This window comes from Pseudocitrobacter corydidari (genome assembly GCF_021172065.1).
GTDB lineage: Bacteria > Pseudomonadota > Gammaproteobacteria > Enterobacterales > Enterobacteriaceae > Pseudocitrobacter > Pseudocitrobacter corydidari.
Window position 1 is genome coordinate 3,911,809 of record NZ_CP087880.1, and the last position, 16,262, is coordinate 3,928,070.

Sequence of the window (16,262 nt, forward strand, 5' to 3'; positions counted from 1 at the left end):
CTCCCAGTGAGGTTACGGGCGACAAAAGAGAGTGCTGCTATGTATCACCTTCGAGTGCCGCAAACGGAAGAAGAGTTAGATCGCTACTACCAGTTCCGCTGGGAAATGCTGCGTAAACCCCTTCATCAGCCGAAAGGTTCTGAGCGTGATGCCTGGGACGCGATGGCGCACCATCAAATGGTGGTGGATGAAGAGGGCAATCTGGTCGCGATTGGGCGGCTCTACATTAACGCCGATTTTGAAGCCTCGATTCGTTTTATGGCAGTGCACCCGTCCGTGCAGGATAAAGGTCTCGGTACGCTGATGGCGATGACGTTGGAGTCCGTCGCGCGTCAGGAAGGCGTGAAGCGCGTAACCTGTAGCGCGCGCGAAGATGCGGTCGAGTTCTTTGCCAAGCTCGGATTTGTGAATCAGGGCGAAATCACTACGCCCACCACCACACCCATTCGTCATTTTCTGATGATCAAACCAGTGGCTTCGCTGGATGACATTCTGCATCGCGGCGACTGGTGCGGGCAGCTTCAGCAGGCCTGGTACGAGCATATTCCGCTCAGTGAAAAAATGGGCGTGCGCATTCAGCAGTATACCGGGCAGAAATTTATCACCACCATGCCTGAAACGGGCAATCAAAATCCGCACCATACGCTCTTTGCCGGCAGCCTGTTTTCACTGGCAACGCTTACCGGTTGGGGCCTTATCTGGCTGATGCTGCGCGAACGCCATTTAGGCGGCACGATCATCCTTGCTGATGCGCATATCCGTTACAGTCACCCCATCAGCGGTAAGCCGCAGGCGGTGGCCGATCTCGGCTCACTGAGCGGCGATCTGGACCGGTTAGCGCGAGGGCGCAAAGCGCGCGTACAGCTGCTGGTGGAGTTATCCGGCGATGACAATCTTGGCGCCGTATTTGAAGGGACTTTCATTGTGCTTCCCGCGAAGCCGTTTGGCGCGTACGAGGAAGGGGGGAATGAGGAGGAGTAGCTACTCGCCCAGATGGAGAAAGGGGTTCATTTTTTGGTGCAGTATACGGATGATAAAAATGCCGCAACCTGACTGCCGGTAAAATATCGCATGTAAACGATAGTCATGCCGACGGACTCCATTAATGATGTCAGAAATATCACGCCCGGCCTGGGGGTTTTTAGCCAGCAGGCTGAGGAAGTGATCCAGTTCGTGGGTATATTTGTCTGCCTGCTCACAGCCAAACTGACGATACGTGTATTCATAGATTGAACCAAAATCCTCAGCGGCCCGATTTGAAAGTTTATACATTTAAATCACGTTTCTTCCTTGCTGCTATTTCACCTAGCGTAAGTGAACTCTCACCGCTATTGAGTCCCTCTTCCAACGCCTCACGGAGTTGAACATTCCGTAGCTCCTGTTCTTCCAGAAGACGTAGGGCGGAACGAACCACCTCGCTGGTGGAGCCATAACGACCGCTCTCGATCATTTTAGTAATGAAATGGTCGAGTTGATCGCCGATGGTGATGCTGGTTGTTCTGGGCATGGTCATATCCTGTTGTGTTATCTATTAACACAGGATAGCACTGATAAACATGACAAGGGAATTACCTCCCCACCCGGTACGCCACATCCCTCACAGCATCTCTTGCCGCGAGGCTGATTCCACCCAACTGAAAGAAGCCATGAATCACCCCAAGATACTGTTGGCAAGTGCACGCCACGCCTTGTTCCGTCATTCGTTGATACAGCGCTTTGCCTTCATCGCACAACGGGTCAAATTCTGCGGTGATGATATGGACACGCGGCAGACCGTTAAAGTCATCTCGCCACAGCGGGCTGGCCTCCGGATGACGTCGATCGACGTCTGGTAAATAGATTTCATAGCCGCTCAGCAGCGTGTCGCGGGTAATGATGTAATCCTTTCCGTTGCGAACATAGCTTTCGAAATGAGCTGTTGCATCCACCATGGGGTAAATCAGGATAAGTTGTTTGGGTTGCCAGGAACCGGCTGCTTTGAGCCTCAGCGCCGTGACCAGCGCCAGATGCCCGCCTGCGCTATCGCCAGCCAGGGTAATGCGATCTCTATCTACGCCAAATAGCTCGGCATGTTGCCACACCAGCTCCGCTCCCCGTTGCGCATCATCATGCGCGGCAGGAAAGGTGTGTTCAGGCGCTAATCGATACTGCACCGCAATGACACGACACCCGCCATACACTGCCAACTGACGCAGCTGATTATCATGCGTAGCAAAGCCGCCGCTGATAAAACAGCCTCCGTGGTAGTAAATAACCGTCGGAAGATGCGCCGGACTTTGCAGTGGCGAATAGACGCGGAACGTCATCGCTTCCAGCTCAATAGTCTGGATAGAGACGAACTGCTCCGTTTCACCCGCCAGGGCCGTACTGGCGAGATAGCCCGCCCTCCGGTCATCAATACTCTGCTGCCGTGAAGAGGGGCGGCCTGCGGCAATAAACGCCTCAACCTGCTCAGCGATACCTTTTTCCAGCACCATGTCGAAATCCTTTTTGCTGTATGAATGTACAGTTTTATACGCTGGCTTTTGACGGATGGGAAGAGGGGGAAGGCGATAAGTATGAATTTTGGAAAGCGGCTCGCAGAAGGGAAATTGAGAGCGCGAGAATGTGGTTTTGCTGATTTTAGGGCGGTAGGCTATTCAATGAATAATGTACGTCAATGGCGTACATAAAATGGTTGTCACTCTAAGCCAATGGCGTATGATTATGATCTTCATCGAAACGGATTTTTTTACTGAAGATGTTCAAAAGCTACTGAATGACGATGAATACGGTCGTCTCCAGATTTTTCTCACATTGAATCCTCTTAATGGAGACGTCATTCCAGAAACGGGCGGTTTGCGGAAAATTCGGTGGGTAGCAGAGGGAACAGGAAAGCGGGGCGGCGTGCGCGTCATTTATTACTATCGCGCTTCAGAGAGTGAGATCCGATTCCTTCTAATCTATAAAAAGGGAATTAAAGATGATCTTACCGCCCAGGAAAAGGCGATGCTACGAATGTTAAATGCGAGGTGGTAGATGGATAAAGCGCTGTTCGAGCGGTTAGCCCAAAGCATGGCTCAAATGAATGAGATTGTTGCTGGTGAGCGTAAACCTTCCAGGGTTTTTCACATTGATGCGCTTAAAATTAAAGAGATTCGTCACGCATCTGGTCTATCTCAATCTAAGTTTGCTGAACTGATATCCGTCAGTGTGGATACTCTGCGTAACTGGGAGCAAGGTCGCCGTTCGCCTACCGGGCCCGCGAAAGCATTGCTGCGTGCAATTGCTAACGATCCACAGCATGTGATTCAGGCACTGAGTCGTTAAGGAAGTGAAAGATATGGAAAGCAGAAAACAGAGGCATTCAGAACTCATGTGAAAGCGGCATAGTGCCGCCTGTTCAGGAGTTTTGTTATGGCCCGAAATCGAGCTGAACGTCGCCATCATAGGGCGAGATTAATAAAAATTCGCCGTCATTATCATACTGCTGGTGACGGAAGTGTTAGAGCGGTTGGTGTATCTCTGCGTACGCCTTGCGGTTGCTCATGCTGGATGTGCGGACACCGACGTTTTCATTTTGGCCCGTGTATGCAGGAAATCCGTGCCCGAGCACGGTTTGCGGATTAAGGATAGTTTCAGCCTGGCAATGTGCTGCAAAGAGCTGCTGGTGGTAAAGATCAGCGGCTTTTTTTGTTTTTAACGCCTGGAATGAAACACATACATCCCGTCTGGAAAGCGGCTCGCAGAAATTAAAAACTCAAAGAATACGTTCTTCTCTTTACTATTTGCCGGGTGTAGATTGCTCATGATTTGATCTTGCATGATATACTGGAGGTATATATGAGCGTGATGATTGGGCTGGATATGGGCAGAATTTTACTCGATTTATCAGATGAAGTGATTAAACGACTGGACGATCTCAAAGTGCAGCGCAACCTTCCACGCGCAGAACTATTGCGAGAGGCCGTAGAGCAGTATCTGGAAAGGCAGTCAAATACAACTATTTCCAATGCACTCGGCCTGTGGCAGGGATGTGAAGAAGATGGTGTTGAATACCAGCGCAAGCTTCGTGAGGAGTGGTAATGACTAATGGATCGGCACTTTTTGACACCAATATTTTAATCGATCTATTCAGTGGGCGACGCGAGGCAAAACAAGCGCTAGATGCCTGGCCGCCGCAGAATGCGATTAGTATCGTCACGTGGATGGAAGTGATGGTTGGTGCCAAAAAGTATAATCAAGAGCACCGTACGCGCGTTGCGATGAGCGCTTTTAATATTATTGGGGTATCGCAGGCGATAGCCGAGCGAAGCGTTGCTTTAAGGCAAGAGTATGGGATGAAACTTCCGGATGCGATTATTCTGGCGACCGCGCAGGTTCATCGTCTCGAACTGGTCACCAGAAATACTAAAGACTTTAAAGATATCGTGGGCGTTGTAACACCCTATGAACTGTAAATCGGGCGACTTTCGCCGCCCGATAATGCATAAGCTTACTCCCCCTCTCCCGGGAACAGGAACGGGTTAATAGAGCTGCGGGCGAACCCTTCTTGCTCCATACGCGCATCCAGCACCAGTGAGGCGAGGTCGTCGGCAACGGCTTCCACTTTCGGGTCTTTTTCCTGATACAGAATCTTCAGGTAAGTGCCGCAGTCACCGCAGCTTTCGGCTTTGATAGCGGCCTGCTCGTTATCGAGAGACCAGTAGTGCAAATCGCGGCTCTGCTCGCAGTTGCTGCATTTTACGCGCACCACATGCCACTCAGTTTCGCACAGATTGCAGTGCAGATAACGCAGGCCCTGCGTCGTGCCAATTTGCACTACGCTGGAGACCGGCATCGAGCCGCACACCGGGCAGTACTGGCGCTGTTCGCCATATTCTGCGCGGGCTTTACCTGGGATCAGGCTGGCCATTTGTGCCCAATAGAGCGACAACGCGGCCCAGATAAACGGTGCTTTATCACTGCTCACGGACGCAAAGTCAGACGCAAACAGCGCGCTGGCCATCTGCTCCAGCTCTTGCTCAGACGCTTTTTCCAGATTCTCAATAACCGCTAACGCTGGCCCGGTCATTTCCGGTTTCAGCTCGGCAATCATCGAGTGCAGCAGGGTATGCCAGTGCTTATCGCGCGGCAGAACGTGAATATCCAGCGGCGGCTTGCCCTGGTCGTTCGCTTCTTTGATGCGCGCGGTAAGGTCCATCTGTAACGGATGGTCGTACAGCACCACTTCCTGCGCGTGGGCAATCAGCGCGGCGAAGCGCAGGTAATCACCCAGCGGATTGTTCTCGGCCAGCTCGCGCAGACGGTCGGCGCGGCGGTTGTAGAGGTTCTTGAGTCTGGGGAACAATAACGGCGGAATGTACTCCGCCGTGCGTTTCTCGCTCGAACCCAGCTCATCTTGCGGGATTATGCGAATACTCATTCAGATGACTTTTCCTGTTTCTGGCGGACTTCACGGTACCAGCGCGGGTGATGTTTCTTCGCCCATGTACGGGTAACCCATCCTTCCACCATCGCGGTAATGGTGCCTTTCACCCAAAGGGCGGCGTAGATATGCACCATGATAACCACAATTAACGCTACTGCGGCAAATGAATGCAGCATTAACGCAAATCGGATCACCGGGATTGAGAAAGCAGGCGCAAAGTACGGACGCCAGATAATCACACCGCTTACCAGCAGCAGGACCAGGAAGATAATCGCCGCCCAGAATACGCATTTCTGGCCGAAGTTATAACGCCCGGTGTCACCCACTTCCTCGTTGACGACGATCTTACGAATATTCTTCGCCCAAAAGATATCATCCCGATTGATTAGATTGTGGTGCCAGTAGCGGAAAAACATGATGATAAACGAGGCAAACATGATGACGCCCACGAACGGGTGCAGAATGCGCGCCAGTTGCGGTGTCCCCATAATTTGCATCAGCCAGTTGAAGGAGGGGAAGAAGAACCCCAGCCCGCTCACCGCCGCCAGGATGAAGCAGAAGGCGGTGACCCAGTGGTTGATACGTTCCGGCGCGGTGTAGCGCACGATGGTGTCACGTCGTTTCATTTGCGCACCTCGTCTTTCTCTTCATGCAGATTGTCTTCTTCCTCTTCCGCACGGTTCGGGCCGACACCGACGTAGTGGAAGATGCTCGCTGCAAACGTTGCGGCAAAACCGACCGCCGCCAGTGGTTTCCAGATACCTTTCCAGAATTTCACCGTGGCGCTGATTTCCGGGTTCTCCGGCAGGCCGTGGTACAGATTCGGCTTGTCGGCGTGGTGCAGCACATACATTACGTGTGTACCGCCAACGCCCGCTGGATCGTACAGCCCGGCGTTTTCGTAACCGCGGGTATTCAGCTCGGCGACGCGCTCGCCCGCCAGCGCTTTCATATCCTCTTTGGAACCAAAGTGGATAGCGCCAGTTGGGCAGGTCTTCACGCAGGCCGGTTCCTGCCCGACGTTCACGCGGTCAACGCACAGCGTACATTTATAGACGCGGTTGTCTTCCGGGTTCAGTCGCGGCACGTTGAACGGGCAACCCGCGATGCAGTAGCCGCAGCCGATGCACTGCTCAGACTGGAAATCGACGATGCCGTTGGCATACTGAATGATAGCGCCTTCCGCCGGGCACGCCTTCAGGCAGCCCGGATCCGCGCAGTGCATACAGCCGTCTTTACGGATAAGCCATTCCAGTTTGTCGTTTTGCTCCACTTCCGAGAAACGCATCACCGTCCAGGATTTGGCGGTCAGATCTGCCGGGTTGTCGTACACCCCGACGTTGCTGCCGATCTCATCACGGATGTCGTTCCACTCTGAACACGCCACCTGACAAGCTTTACAGCCGATACAGGTGGTCACGTCGATAAGCTTCGCCACTTCCTGCTGGTGGTCCCGCGCCTGAGGCGCGGGGGTGAAACCGTTAGTCGCGGAACGACGGATGATGTCTTGAGATTGATAAGCCATAGGTCGTCTCCGTTACACCTTTTCCACGTTTACGAGGAAGGACTTAAACTCCGGCGTCTGCGTGTTAGCATCACCGACGAATGGCGTTAACGTATTGGCAATAAAGCCTTTTTTCGCAACCCCTTCGTAGCCCCAGTGGATTGGAATACCGATGGTATCGATATCTTTCCCGTCCGCTTTCAGCGTGCGAATACGTTTGGTTACCACCGCCTTGGCCTTGATGTAGCCACGGTTGGAGGAAACCTTCACGGTATCGCCATGGGCAATGCCGAGTTTATTCGCCAGCTTCTCGCCAATCTCCACGAACTGTTCCGGCTGAGCGATGGCGTTAAGCAGCGCATGCTTGGTCCAGTAGTGGAAGTGCTCGGTTAGACGATAGGTGGTGCCCACATACGGGAACTTATCGGCTTTACCCAGCGCTTCTGCGTCGCCTTTAAAGATACGGGCGGCAGGGTTGGAGATAACGTTCGGGTGCAGCGGGTTGGTGCCCAGCGGCGTTTCAAACGGCTCGTAGTGTTCCGGGAACGGACCTTCCGCCATCTTATCGAGGGCAAACAGGCGACCCATCCCTTCCGGCTGCATGATGAACGGCCCAACGTTGCTGCCAGGTGCGGCGGCACTGTAGTCAGGAATATCCATCCCGCCCCATTTCGCGCCATCCCATTTCAGGATCTGACGTTTTGGATCCCACGGATTACCCTGCGGGTCAGCGGAAGCACGGTTATACAGAATGCGGCGGTTGAGCGGCCACGCCCATGCCCAGCCCAGCGTATTACCGAGGCCTGACGGGTCAGCATTATCGCGACGCGCCATCTGGTTGCCTTCCGGCGTCCAGCTACCGGCGAAGATCCAGCAACCGCTTGAGGTGGTGCCGTCATCGCGCAGATGCGCAAACGTACTGAGTAACTGACCTTTTTTCACCAGCACCGCACCGGTTGCCGGGTCGATAATATCGGCCAGCGCTTTACCGTTGCTCTCCATCGCCACTTCTTCGGACTTCGGCTCATGCGGCGTGGAGTAGTTCCACGTCATGCTCAGCACCTGTTCCGGGTTCGCGCCGCCCTGTTCGGCATACATCTTGCGCAGACGCAGGAAGATACCGGCAAGGATTTCGCCATCAGTGATCGATTCACCCGGGCCGTCCGCGCCTTTCCAGTGCCACTGCAACCAGCGGCCGGAGTTAACGATCGAGCCGTTCTCTTCCGCGAAGCAGGTCGATGGCAGACGGAACACTTCGGTCTGAATCTTCGATGGATCGACATCGTTCGACTCACCGTGGTTCTGCCAGAAGGTAGAGGTCTCGGTATTGAGCGGATCGATGGTCACCAGGAACTTCAGTTTCGACAGTGACGCGACCACTTTGTTTTTGTTCGGGAACGACGCCACCGGGTTGAAGCCCTGGCAGATATAGCCGTTCACCAGACCCTGGTTCATCATCTCGAAATATTGCAGAACGTCGTAGCCTTTGTCCCACTTAGGCAGCAGGTCGAAGCCCCAGTCGTTCTCTTTCGTCGCTTTGTCGCCAAAGAAGGCTTTCATCATCGAGACAAAGAATTTCGGGTAGTTGCCCCAGTAGTTCACCTGGCCTTCCAGCAGCGGTTTCGGCGTGTTGGCGGCAAGGTAGGTTTGCAGGTCGGTTTGTTTCTCGCTTGGCAGCGTCATGTAGCCCGGCAGGCTTTGTGACAGCAGGCCAAGGTCGGTCAGACCCTGAATATTGGAGTGACCGCGCAGGGCGTTCACGCCGCCGCCTGCCATACCCATGTTGCCGAGCAGCAGCTGGATCATCGCCATGGTGCGGATGTTCTGCGCGCCGATGGAGTGCTGTGTCCAGCCAAGGGCATACAGGAACGACGCGGTTTTGTCATGCGCGCTGGTTTCTGCGATGTACTCACACACTTTCAGGAAGTCGGCTTTCGGCGTACCACAAATCTGCTCAACCACATCCGGCGTATAGCGGGAAACGTGCGTTTTCAGCAGGTTCCACACGCAACGTGGGTGTTGCAGGGTGGTATCGCGTTTGGCGAAGCCGTTTTCATCCAGCTCGTAGTTCCAGCTGGTTTTATCGTACTTGCGTTTTTCCGCGTCGTAGCCGGTGAACAGGCCATCTTCAAAGCCAAAATCTTCACGCACGATCAGGCTGGCGTTGGTATAGGCTTCGGTGTATTCGCGGTTGAATTTTTCGTTGTTCAGCAGGTACAGCATAACGCCCGACAGGAACGTAATGTCAGTACCGGAACGGATCGGCGCATAGAAGTCGGCCACCGACGCCGTACGCGTGAAACGAGGATCGATCACAATCAGCTTCGCGCCGTTGTGAATTTTCGCTTCCATCGCCCAGCGGAACCCTACAGGGTGAGCTTCAGCGGCGTTACCGCCCATCACCACGATCAGGTTGGCGTTCTTGATGTCGACCCAGTGGTTGGTCATCGCACCGCGACCAAATGTTGGAGCAAGACTTGCTACCGTTGGTCCGTGTCAGACACGCGCCTGGTTGTCGACCGCGAGCATACCCAGCGCGCGGGAGAATTTCTGTGTTAAATAGCCGGTTTCGTTGCTCGACGCGGATGCACACAGCATCCCGGTAGAGAGCCAGCGGTTAACGGTCACGCCTTCGGCGTTCTGCGCAACGTAGTTGGCGTCGCGGTCTTCTTTCATCAGCTTCGCGATGCGGTCAAATGCCTCATCCCAGCTGATTTTCTGCCATTTATCGGAGCCAGGCGCGCGATATTCCGGGAATTTCAGGCGGCTTTCGGAGTGGATGAAATCCACCAGGCCAGCGCCTTTCGGGCAGAGCGCACCACGGTTTACCGGATGGTCCGGATCGCCTTCGATATGGAAAATAGACGCTTTAGCGTTTTTTGCGCCATCGCCGAGGCTGTACATCAACAGCCCACAGCCGACAGAACAATATGTGCAGGTGTTACGGGTTTCACGGGTGCGCAGCAGCTTATATTGCCGCGTTTCCGCCAGTGCAACGCTGGGGGCAAATCCCAGCGCTGCTGCCGTGGTGCCTGCCATACCGCCAGCGCAGATCTTAAAGAACTGCCTTCTGCTGACCTGCATGGTTTGCTCCTTGTTTCGACATTGTCATTGCTTGTAATTTTTCTTCGCCGCGTGCGCCGCAAAGATGCTGAATAGTTAGCGTCCTCAGTTCCTGGAGGGCGTTGCGTGAGAATACCACAATTTCGGTAGGCTTGTTCTAATGCGGTTAACGGTGAGTGAACAAACTTTACCCGCATTAACATTGAATTGTGATATTGATCGCATTTAAAGCGAATTGCGCGCAAAAAATACCATGCGTTTAACGTGGTTAACCTATTGGTGGTAATTATCTTTTCATCGGTTTTTTGCTACGAAAGGATGAGTGAAACTGAAGATTGAGTGTTATTGCACCAGAAACTTGATCCATAATAAGCCCTGATTCCCTCCGGATGTGATGGAATAGACGCCTCTCCTTTTCCGTCGTTGTTCAGAGTATTTGCCGTGTTTAATTTTAAAGATGAAGTCAAACCATCGTCGCAACTTATCGGTGCCGTCGAGCGTTCTGTCTTCAGAAGGCCACAGATTATGCAACCCACTCAGGATATTCTTGCTGAAGAAATTCCCGTTGCGTTGGTCTACAACGGCATCTCTCACGTCGTGATGATGGCGACGCCGAAAGATCTGGAAGCGTTTGCGATTGGGTTTTCGCTTTCAGAAGGCATTATTGAGCACCCTCGGGAAATTTTTGGAATCGAAGTCACTCAGGCCTGCAACGGTCTGGAAGTGCAAATCGATCTCTCCAGTCGCCGTTTTATGGGCCTTAAGGAGCGGCGTCGCGCACTGGCCGGGCGTACCGGCTGCGGTGTTTGCGGCGTTGAGCAGCTCAACGACATCGGCAAACCCATCAAGCCGCTGCCATTTACCCAAACGTTTGACCTTTCACATCTCGATCACGCGCTCAGACATCTAAATGATGTTCAGCCCGTGGGCCGTGAAACCGGCTGTACGCACGCGGCGGCGTGGGTGATGCCATCGGGCGATCTGGTGGGGGGACATGAAGATGTGGGGCGCCACGTAGCGCTCGACAAACTGCTGGGCCATCGTGCGAAAGAGGGCGACCTTTGGCAGCACGGCGCCGCGCTGGTTTCCAGTCGCGCCAGCTATGAGATGGTGCAGAAATCCGCCATGTGTGGCGTCGAGATCCTGTTTGCGGTCTCTGCCGCGACGACGCTTGCCGTGGAAGTGGCCGAACGCTGCAACCTGACGCTGGTGGGTTTTTGCAAACCTGGCAGAGCGACGATTTACACGCATCCGCAACGATTAATTGCTGGCGAGTAAGTATTGGTAATAAATATATTAGATATAATGAATGTTGAATTCAGTATTTATTATGATTGATATGTTTCAATAAATTCCTTTCCCTTTTAAACAACCTTATAATTTATTTTTACTCTTTATTTATAAGGTTTTTTAATGAAAAGGAATTTATTATCATCGGTTATTATTGCCGCGCTGATGTCCACTAGCCTGGTTGCCTGTGACGACAAAAAAGAGGATAAGCCTGCCACCCAGGCCACAGAACAAGCCGCAGAAAAAACGGAATCTCCTGCATCATCGGCACCAGAGGTCGATAGTAATACAGTATTGAACCAAAAACTTAACGTGTATATTGAGTGTTATAACACTCTACAGACTGCGATTAATCGGAACGTTCATGGTTATGCCGATAAGCTAGCTGATTTCCGTACCGGGCCAACCGGGCAGGAGCCTAACCTCTCTCTTATGGGGCCAGTCTATCCCGCGTTTATTTCGGATTGCCGTAACGATATTAAAAGAGTTGCTCAACTTAAGCCGAATTTTGAACCTCTGGATTCCGCTGCTTTGGCCTTCAGTGATGCTGCGCCAGCACTGGCAACCACGATCAACGACATGAATAAGTACTACGACCAGCAGGATTATAAAGATGATGATTTTGCAGGCGCGAAAGAATTCCATAAAAAGTTTATAAGCCAATACGATGCCTTCGATCCGATTGCTAAAAATTATATAGAAAATATTAATATTATGAGTCGGGAACGTTCTGTTAATGACATAAAAGCTACGGAACAAAAAGAGGGGAAATCGATTAAATATTACACGTTATTAACGATTCTGGAGGCCGAGACGATTAATGATGGTGTATACGGTGACGATTTTGATGTGGCTTCTGTATCGAAACAACTTGCTGATTTTGGTGACCACATCAAGCAACTGAGTGAAAAAGTGAATGCAGATATCGACAAGCACCGCAGTTTCCCGGGCTACATTTCCGAACTGGAAAAATTCCAGGCGGCCGTGAAAAAACGTCTTCGTCGCGTCAGAGATAAAGTGGCTTATGATGAGCATGATACCTATATGATCAACAATGGAAATGGTCGACTGGTTGAAGGCACGCATGCTGCGGTTGTGGATGCCTATAACGATTTAATCGACACCTATAACAGTTACCATCTTGAACGTGAGTTCTGATTTCTGGTGTGCCAGAATGATTCAAATAAATTGAATTACTCTGGCAAATCCTTCCGCTTTCAGTTGGTGATGAATCAACCTATCATTTATCACATCAAGGCACAGTGCCTTACTCAAACAACTAAGTGAAAGGGTTTATATCATGAAAAGCATCAAAACTTTTGTCGCTGTTATCGCTCTGTCTGCTTCTTTTGGTTCTTTCGCTGCACAGACTGTTACCGCAACGGCCTCTACGCTGGACAGCGCTGAAGCGAAAATCGCCGCCAAAGCTGAACAGGCTGGCGCATCATCTTACAAAATTACCCAGGCTTTTACCGGTAACCGCGTGCACATGACCGCAGAACTGAATAAATAAGCCAACGTAATTGTCGAAAGAGCGCCCTCGGGGCGCTTTTCTCTTAATGCATTCCCGCCAACCGCAATAACCCCGTCACGATCGCCGCCGCGAAAATCACCACAATAAGCGGGCACTTTCGCCACGCCAGAAATACCGCAAACCCCACGCCCAGCACGCGCGCCAGGCCGGCAAAATGTTCGCCCTCGTAAAAAGTGGTGGCCAGCGCCACGGCAAATAACAGTGTGGTGGCGGCATCAGACAACAGCGCCTGAGAACGTTCAGAGAACTGCAAACGTCCGCCCAGTTTCGCGCCGCCGAGGCGCATTAAATAGGTGCCCGCAGAAAGCAGTGCGATACCCAGAATAATCAGTGTAGTGTCGCCCATTATTTTTTCCTCGCCAGTAAACCGAGCATGGAGAGCAGGACGGGTAAACCGACCGGCGCGAAAGGTACGGAAGCAAGTGAGATTGCTGCCCCGCTGGATGCGCGAATAAGCGATGTTTTACTTTTCTTGAACGCCGGAAGCACTAACGCCAGCAGAATGGCCGGGAACACGGCATCGAGGCCGATGGTTTCCGGAGTGGGAAGCAATTTGCCAACGCCTGCGCCCAGCAGCGTTCCCGCAGGCCAGACAAAGGCGACGCCCAGCCCGCACAGCCAGAATGCGGCTTTACGCTGTTCGGGTGTCGGTTGCGACAGGCCGAAAACGACGCTTTCATCATTCATAATGTGGCAGCCGAGGAAGCTCATCATGCGTTTGCCCACCAGGTCACGGACGGTGATCCCAAACGGAAAGTGACGTGCGTTGACCAACAATCCCGCCACGGCGGCTGCAAGCGGGTTGCCGCCGCTGGCAACGATGCCAATAAACATAAACTCAGATGCGCCCGCCAGTACGGTGAGTGAAAGAATGAGCGGCACCCATAGCGGAAAACCGTACGCCATCGCCAGCGAGCCGTAGGAAACCGCGACGATCCCGACGGCAAGACAGACCAGAAAAATCGCTTTTAAGGTGTCACCTTTCAGGCAACCGAAATGTTTTTTGAACATGATTGTTGGCTATATCGAACGAATTTTCATTATAATGAACGCAACAGATGGCCTTTTCAAGATAATCAATTCGTTCTATTTATAGAATAATGGAGTGGCATTATGACGCAGCCAATCAGCATGATCGCAAAGAGCCTGGTGCGCGAGCGCATGAGAACAGGGCTATCTTTGGCGGAAATTGCCCGTCGGGCCGGTATTGCGAAATCAACGCTCTCCCAGCTTGAAGCGGGGAATGGAAATCCGAGCCTGGAAACGCTGTGGTCGCTCTGCGTGGCGCTGGATATTCCCTTCAGCCGCCTGCTGGAACCGCAAGTACAGAAGACGCAGGTGATTCGCCGGGGCGAGGGCGTTAAGGTATTAGCCGAGCAGGCGAACTATCAAGCAACGCTGCTGGCGACCTGCCCGCCTGCCGCGCGTCGCGATATCTATCTGCTGACCACTCAGCCGGGGGCGGATCGTATCTCGCAGCCTCATCCTGTGGGGTCAGTAGAACATATCATTGTGACGCAAGGCCGCGCGATGGTTGGGTTAACTGACGCGGCGGAAGAGTTAAATGCGGGTGATTACATCTGTTACCCAGGCGATCGGGAACATCTTTTCAAAGCGCTGGAGCCTGATACCCTGGCGATTCTGGTTGCCGAGCAAAATTAACGCCTCATGCGCACGTCTGTGCGCATAAATATATATTTATTCTATTTTATACCTTTTAAAATCCAAATTATTTATACAAATAACGAATAAAAAAATAAAACCAATTTATTCAAAAAATATTAATAGTTGTTCATTTATTTAATTTTGTTTCGAGTGTTACCTTGCTCACGATATGACGAATGTCTGCGTTTACTTGCGGAACTATTTAGCTAATATTTATTAGCTTCTGAGGCGTGAGAAACTAAATCAATGGGATTGATGCTGTAATGTGATTTTGCGCCCGGCTGCTCTATTAAAACTATATTCATCAAGTTTATATAAAAAAGATGAATAAGATCGCGCAGAGTTTTGCTAATTATTAGTTATCTCAAGGAAAGCGAATAATGAAGAAAACAACATTATCTATCGCCATTGGTTTGTTGTTAGTGGCAAACACCGGTGTTGCTAAACCAAGAACAATGACGTTAGAACAGCGTCTTGAAATGCTTGAAAACCGTCTGGAAGCTGCGGAAAACCGCGCGACTCAGGCAGAAAATAAAGTTCAGCAGCTTCAGGTACAGCAGGCCGCTGAAATTAAAGAAATTAAGGCCGCGCAAGGTAATACGGCGGTCAACGGGCAGCAATCTGCGGATGAAACTCGTAAAAATGCTTCTGCGCCAGTGCTGAACCTGTCTGGTTATGGCGATATTAAATTCTATGGCGACGTGGAATTCAACATGGATGCGGAAAGTAAGCATGGCATGTTGGCCGCCACAAATGCGAATTTAAGCAGCGACCCAACCAATGAACAGTGGAACCTGAACGGTCGTATTGCTCTGGGCTTCGATGGCATCCGTAAGATGAGTAACGGTTATTATGCTGGATTCTCTGCGCAACCATTGGCCGATATGACTGGCTCCATGAACCTCGATGATGCGATGTTCTACTTCGGTCAGGAAAATGACTGGAAAATCAAAGTCGGCCGTTTCGAAGCATACGATATGTTCCCACTTAATCAGGATACTTTCGTAGAACATTCCGGTAATACCGCGAATGACCTTTATGACGACGGTAGCGGCTACATCTATATGATGAAAGAAGGTCGCGGTCGTTCCGATGCAGGTGGTAACTTCCTGTTAAGCAAACAGATTGATAACTGGTATTTTGAAGTGAACAGTCTGCTGGAAGACGGTACATCGCTTTATCAGGAGGGTGAATTCCACGGACGTGATATGGAACAGCAGAAAAACGTGATTTATCTGCGTCCAGTTATTGCCTACTCGCAGGATGAATTCTCTATTTCTGCGGCGATGGAATCGAACGTTATTAATAACGCGTACGGCTATACTGGTAAAGACGGTCACTTTGTCGATCAGTCCGACCGTACTGGTTACGGCTTAACCATGACCTGGAACGGCCAGAAATCCGATCCGGAAAACGGTATTGTGGTTAACCTGAACACCGCGTATCTGGATGCTAACAATGAAAAAGACTTCACTGCGGCAGCAAACGCCCTGTGGAGAAACTTCGAGCTGGGCTATATCTACGCGCATAACACCATCGATGATTATGCTGGTCTGATTAAGCACGACGACGACGACTGGATTTATAACGAAGGCACTTACGATATTCATACCATCCACGCTTCTTATTTGATTCCGAATGTTATGAATATGCAAAACTTCAATATTTACCTGGGTGCATACTACTCTATGATTAACAGCGATAACGATAACGCTGAAAATCACACGGGTAACGACGACCGCTACGGTGCTCGCGTTCGCTTCAAATATTACTTCTAAGTTTCATTACATAAAAAG

19 protein-coding genes are annotated in these 16,262 nt (G+C 51.5%); 10 read left to right on the plus strand and 9 right to left on the minus strand.

The features are described 5' to 3' along the window. The first annotated feature begins 39 nt into the window (after positions 1-39). Positions 40-981 (plus strand): fatty acid biosynthesis protein FabY, encoded by a 942-nt coding sequence (gene fabY / locus G163CM_RS18115; protein ID WP_231825848.1) that lies wholly within the window; start codon positions 40-42, stop codon positions 979-981. On the opposite strand, the gene G163CM_RS18120 is transcribed toward fabY, so the two are convergent. From G163CM_RS18120 to G163CM_RS18130, 3 genes are all read right to left on the minus strand, one after another. Then, positions 982-1,272, minus strand: a complete 291-nt coding sequence (locus tag G163CM_RS18120; protein ID WP_231825849.1) for a type II toxin-antitoxin system RelE/ParE family toxin — start codon at positions 1,270-1,272, stop codon at positions 982-984. Then, positions 1,265-1,507 carry a type II toxin-antitoxin system ParD family antitoxin gene (locus G163CM_RS18125; protein ID WP_113858287.1) on the minus strand — a complete coding sequence of 81 codons (243 nt, stop codon included), beginning with the start codon at positions 1,505-1,507 and terminating at the stop codon, positions 1,265-1,267. The genes G163CM_RS18120 and G163CM_RS18125 overlap by 8 nt, the downstream gene beginning before the upstream one ends. Positions 1,508-1,568: 61 nt before the next feature. Further along, the gene (locus G163CM_RS18130; protein WP_231825850.1) at positions 1,569-2,477 is read right to left on the minus strand and encodes an alpha/beta hydrolase; all 909 of its coding nucleotides are present in this window, start codon (positions 2,475-2,477) and stop codon (positions 1,569-1,571) included. A gap of 229 nt (positions 2,478-2,706) precedes the next feature. Between G163CM_RS18130 and G163CM_RS18135 the strand changes: the two genes are divergently transcribed. From G163CM_RS18135 to G163CM_RS18150, 4 genes are all read left to right on the plus strand, one after another. Further along, complete coding sequence (locus G163CM_RS18135) at positions 2,707-3,018, plus strand: type II toxin-antitoxin system RelE/ParE family toxin (protein WP_041686546.1); 312 nt, start codon at positions 2,707-2,709, stop codon at positions 3,016-3,018. Next, entirely contained in the window at positions 3,019-3,309 is a 291-nt protein-coding gene (gene nadS, locus G163CM_RS18140) for a NadS family protein (protein WP_015966547.1), read from the plus strand. 513 nt (positions 3,310-3,822) lie between these two features. Beyond that, positions 3,823-4,065, plus strand: a complete 243-nt coding sequence (locus tag G163CM_RS18145; RefSeq protein WP_015966546.1) for a ribbon-helix-helix domain-containing protein — start codon at positions 3,823-3,825, stop codon at positions 4,063-4,065. Then, positions 4,065-4,439, plus strand: a complete 375-nt coding sequence (locus G163CM_RS18150; protein WP_231825851.1) for a type II toxin-antitoxin system VapC family toxin — start codon at positions 4,065-4,067, stop codon at positions 4,437-4,439. The genes G163CM_RS18145 and G163CM_RS18150 overlap by 1 nt, the downstream gene beginning before the upstream one ends. A 35-nt stretch (positions 4,440-4,474) precedes the next feature. Here the strand turns inward: G163CM_RS18150 and fdhE are convergent, their stop codons facing one another. From fdhE to fdnG, 4 genes are read right to left on the minus strand one after another with little or no spacing between them, the layout of a single operon-like run. After that, positions 4,475-5,404, minus strand: coding sequence for a formate dehydrogenase accessory protein FdhE (gene fdhE, locus G163CM_RS18155; protein WP_015966544.1), 930 nt, complete (start codon positions 5,402-5,404; stop codon positions 4,475-4,477). Beyond that, complete coding sequence (fdoI, locus tag G163CM_RS18160) at positions 5,401-6,036, minus strand: formate dehydrogenase cytochrome b556 subunit (protein WP_015966543.1); 636 nt, start codon at positions 6,034-6,036, stop codon at positions 5,401-5,403. The genes fdhE and fdoI overlap by 4 nt, the downstream gene beginning before the upstream one ends. Continuing rightward, the gene (fdxH, locus tag G163CM_RS18165; RefSeq protein ID WP_149464253.1) at positions 6,033-6,935 is read right to left on the minus strand and encodes a formate dehydrogenase subunit beta; all 903 of its coding nucleotides are present in this window, start codon (positions 6,933-6,935) and stop codon (positions 6,033-6,035) included. The genes fdoI and fdxH overlap by 4 nt, the downstream gene beginning before the upstream one ends. Positions 6,936-6,947: 12 nt before the next feature. Further along, positions 6,948-9,998 carry a formate dehydrogenase-N subunit alpha gene (fdnG, locus tag G163CM_RS18170; protein WP_231825853.1) on the minus strand — a complete coding sequence of 1,017 codons (3,051 nt, stop codon included), beginning with the start codon at positions 9,996-9,998 and terminating at the stop codon, positions 6,948-6,950. Between the two features lie 462 nt (positions 9,999-10,460). Here fdnG and fdhD point away from each other — a divergent pair, with 462 nt between their 5' ends. The 3 genes from fdhD to G163CM_RS18185 all read left to right on the plus strand — a co-directional run bounded on the left by fdhD (position 10,461) and on the right by G163CM_RS18185 (position 12,780). Next, positions 10,461-11,255: a formate dehydrogenase accessory sulfurtransferase FdhD gene (gene fdhD, locus G163CM_RS18175; RefSeq protein ID WP_420851450.1), complete on the plus strand. Its 795-nt coding sequence runs from the start codon at positions 10,461-10,463 to the stop codon at positions 11,253-11,255. A 135-nt stretch (positions 11,256-11,390) separates the two neighbouring features. Continuing rightward, complete coding sequence (locus G163CM_RS18180; protein ID WP_231825856.1) at positions 11,391-12,425, plus strand: YiiG family protein; 1,035 nt, start codon at positions 11,391-11,393, stop codon at positions 12,423-12,425. Between the two features lie 142 nt (positions 12,426-12,567). Beyond that, positions 12,568-12,780, plus strand: coding sequence for a YdgH/BhsA/McbA-like domain containing protein (locus tag G163CM_RS18185; protein WP_231825857.1), 213 nt, complete (start codon positions 12,568-12,570; stop codon positions 12,778-12,780). A gap of 43 nt (positions 12,781-12,823) precedes the next feature. On the opposite strand, the gene G163CM_RS18190 is transcribed toward G163CM_RS18185, so the two are convergent. Continuing rightward, complete coding sequence (locus G163CM_RS18190; RefSeq protein ID WP_015966528.1) at positions 12,824-13,147, minus strand: AzlD domain-containing protein; 324 nt, start codon at positions 13,145-13,147, stop codon at positions 12,824-12,826. Then, positions 13,147-13,812, minus strand: a complete 666-nt coding sequence (locus tag G163CM_RS18195) for an AzlC family ABC transporter permease (RefSeq protein ID WP_231825859.1) — start codon at positions 13,810-13,812, stop codon at positions 13,147-13,149. Before G163CM_RS18195 ends, G163CM_RS18190 begins: the two co-directional genes overlap by 1 nt. Positions 13,813-13,914: 102 nt before the next feature. Between G163CM_RS18195 and G163CM_RS18200 the strand changes: the two genes are divergently transcribed. Continuing rightward, positions 13,915-14,463 (plus strand): helix-turn-helix domain-containing protein, encoded by a 549-nt coding sequence (locus G163CM_RS18200; RefSeq protein WP_231825861.1) that lies wholly within the window; start codon positions 13,915-13,917, stop codon positions 14,461-14,463. Positions 14,464-14,846: 383 nt separating this feature from the next. After that, positions 14,847-16,244 carry a carbohydrate porin gene (locus tag G163CM_RS18205; RefSeq protein ID WP_231825863.1) on the plus strand — a complete coding sequence of 466 codons (1,398 nt, stop codon included), beginning with the start codon at positions 14,847-14,849 and terminating at the stop codon, positions 16,242-16,244. Positions 16,245-16,262 lie beyond the last annotated feature (18 nt).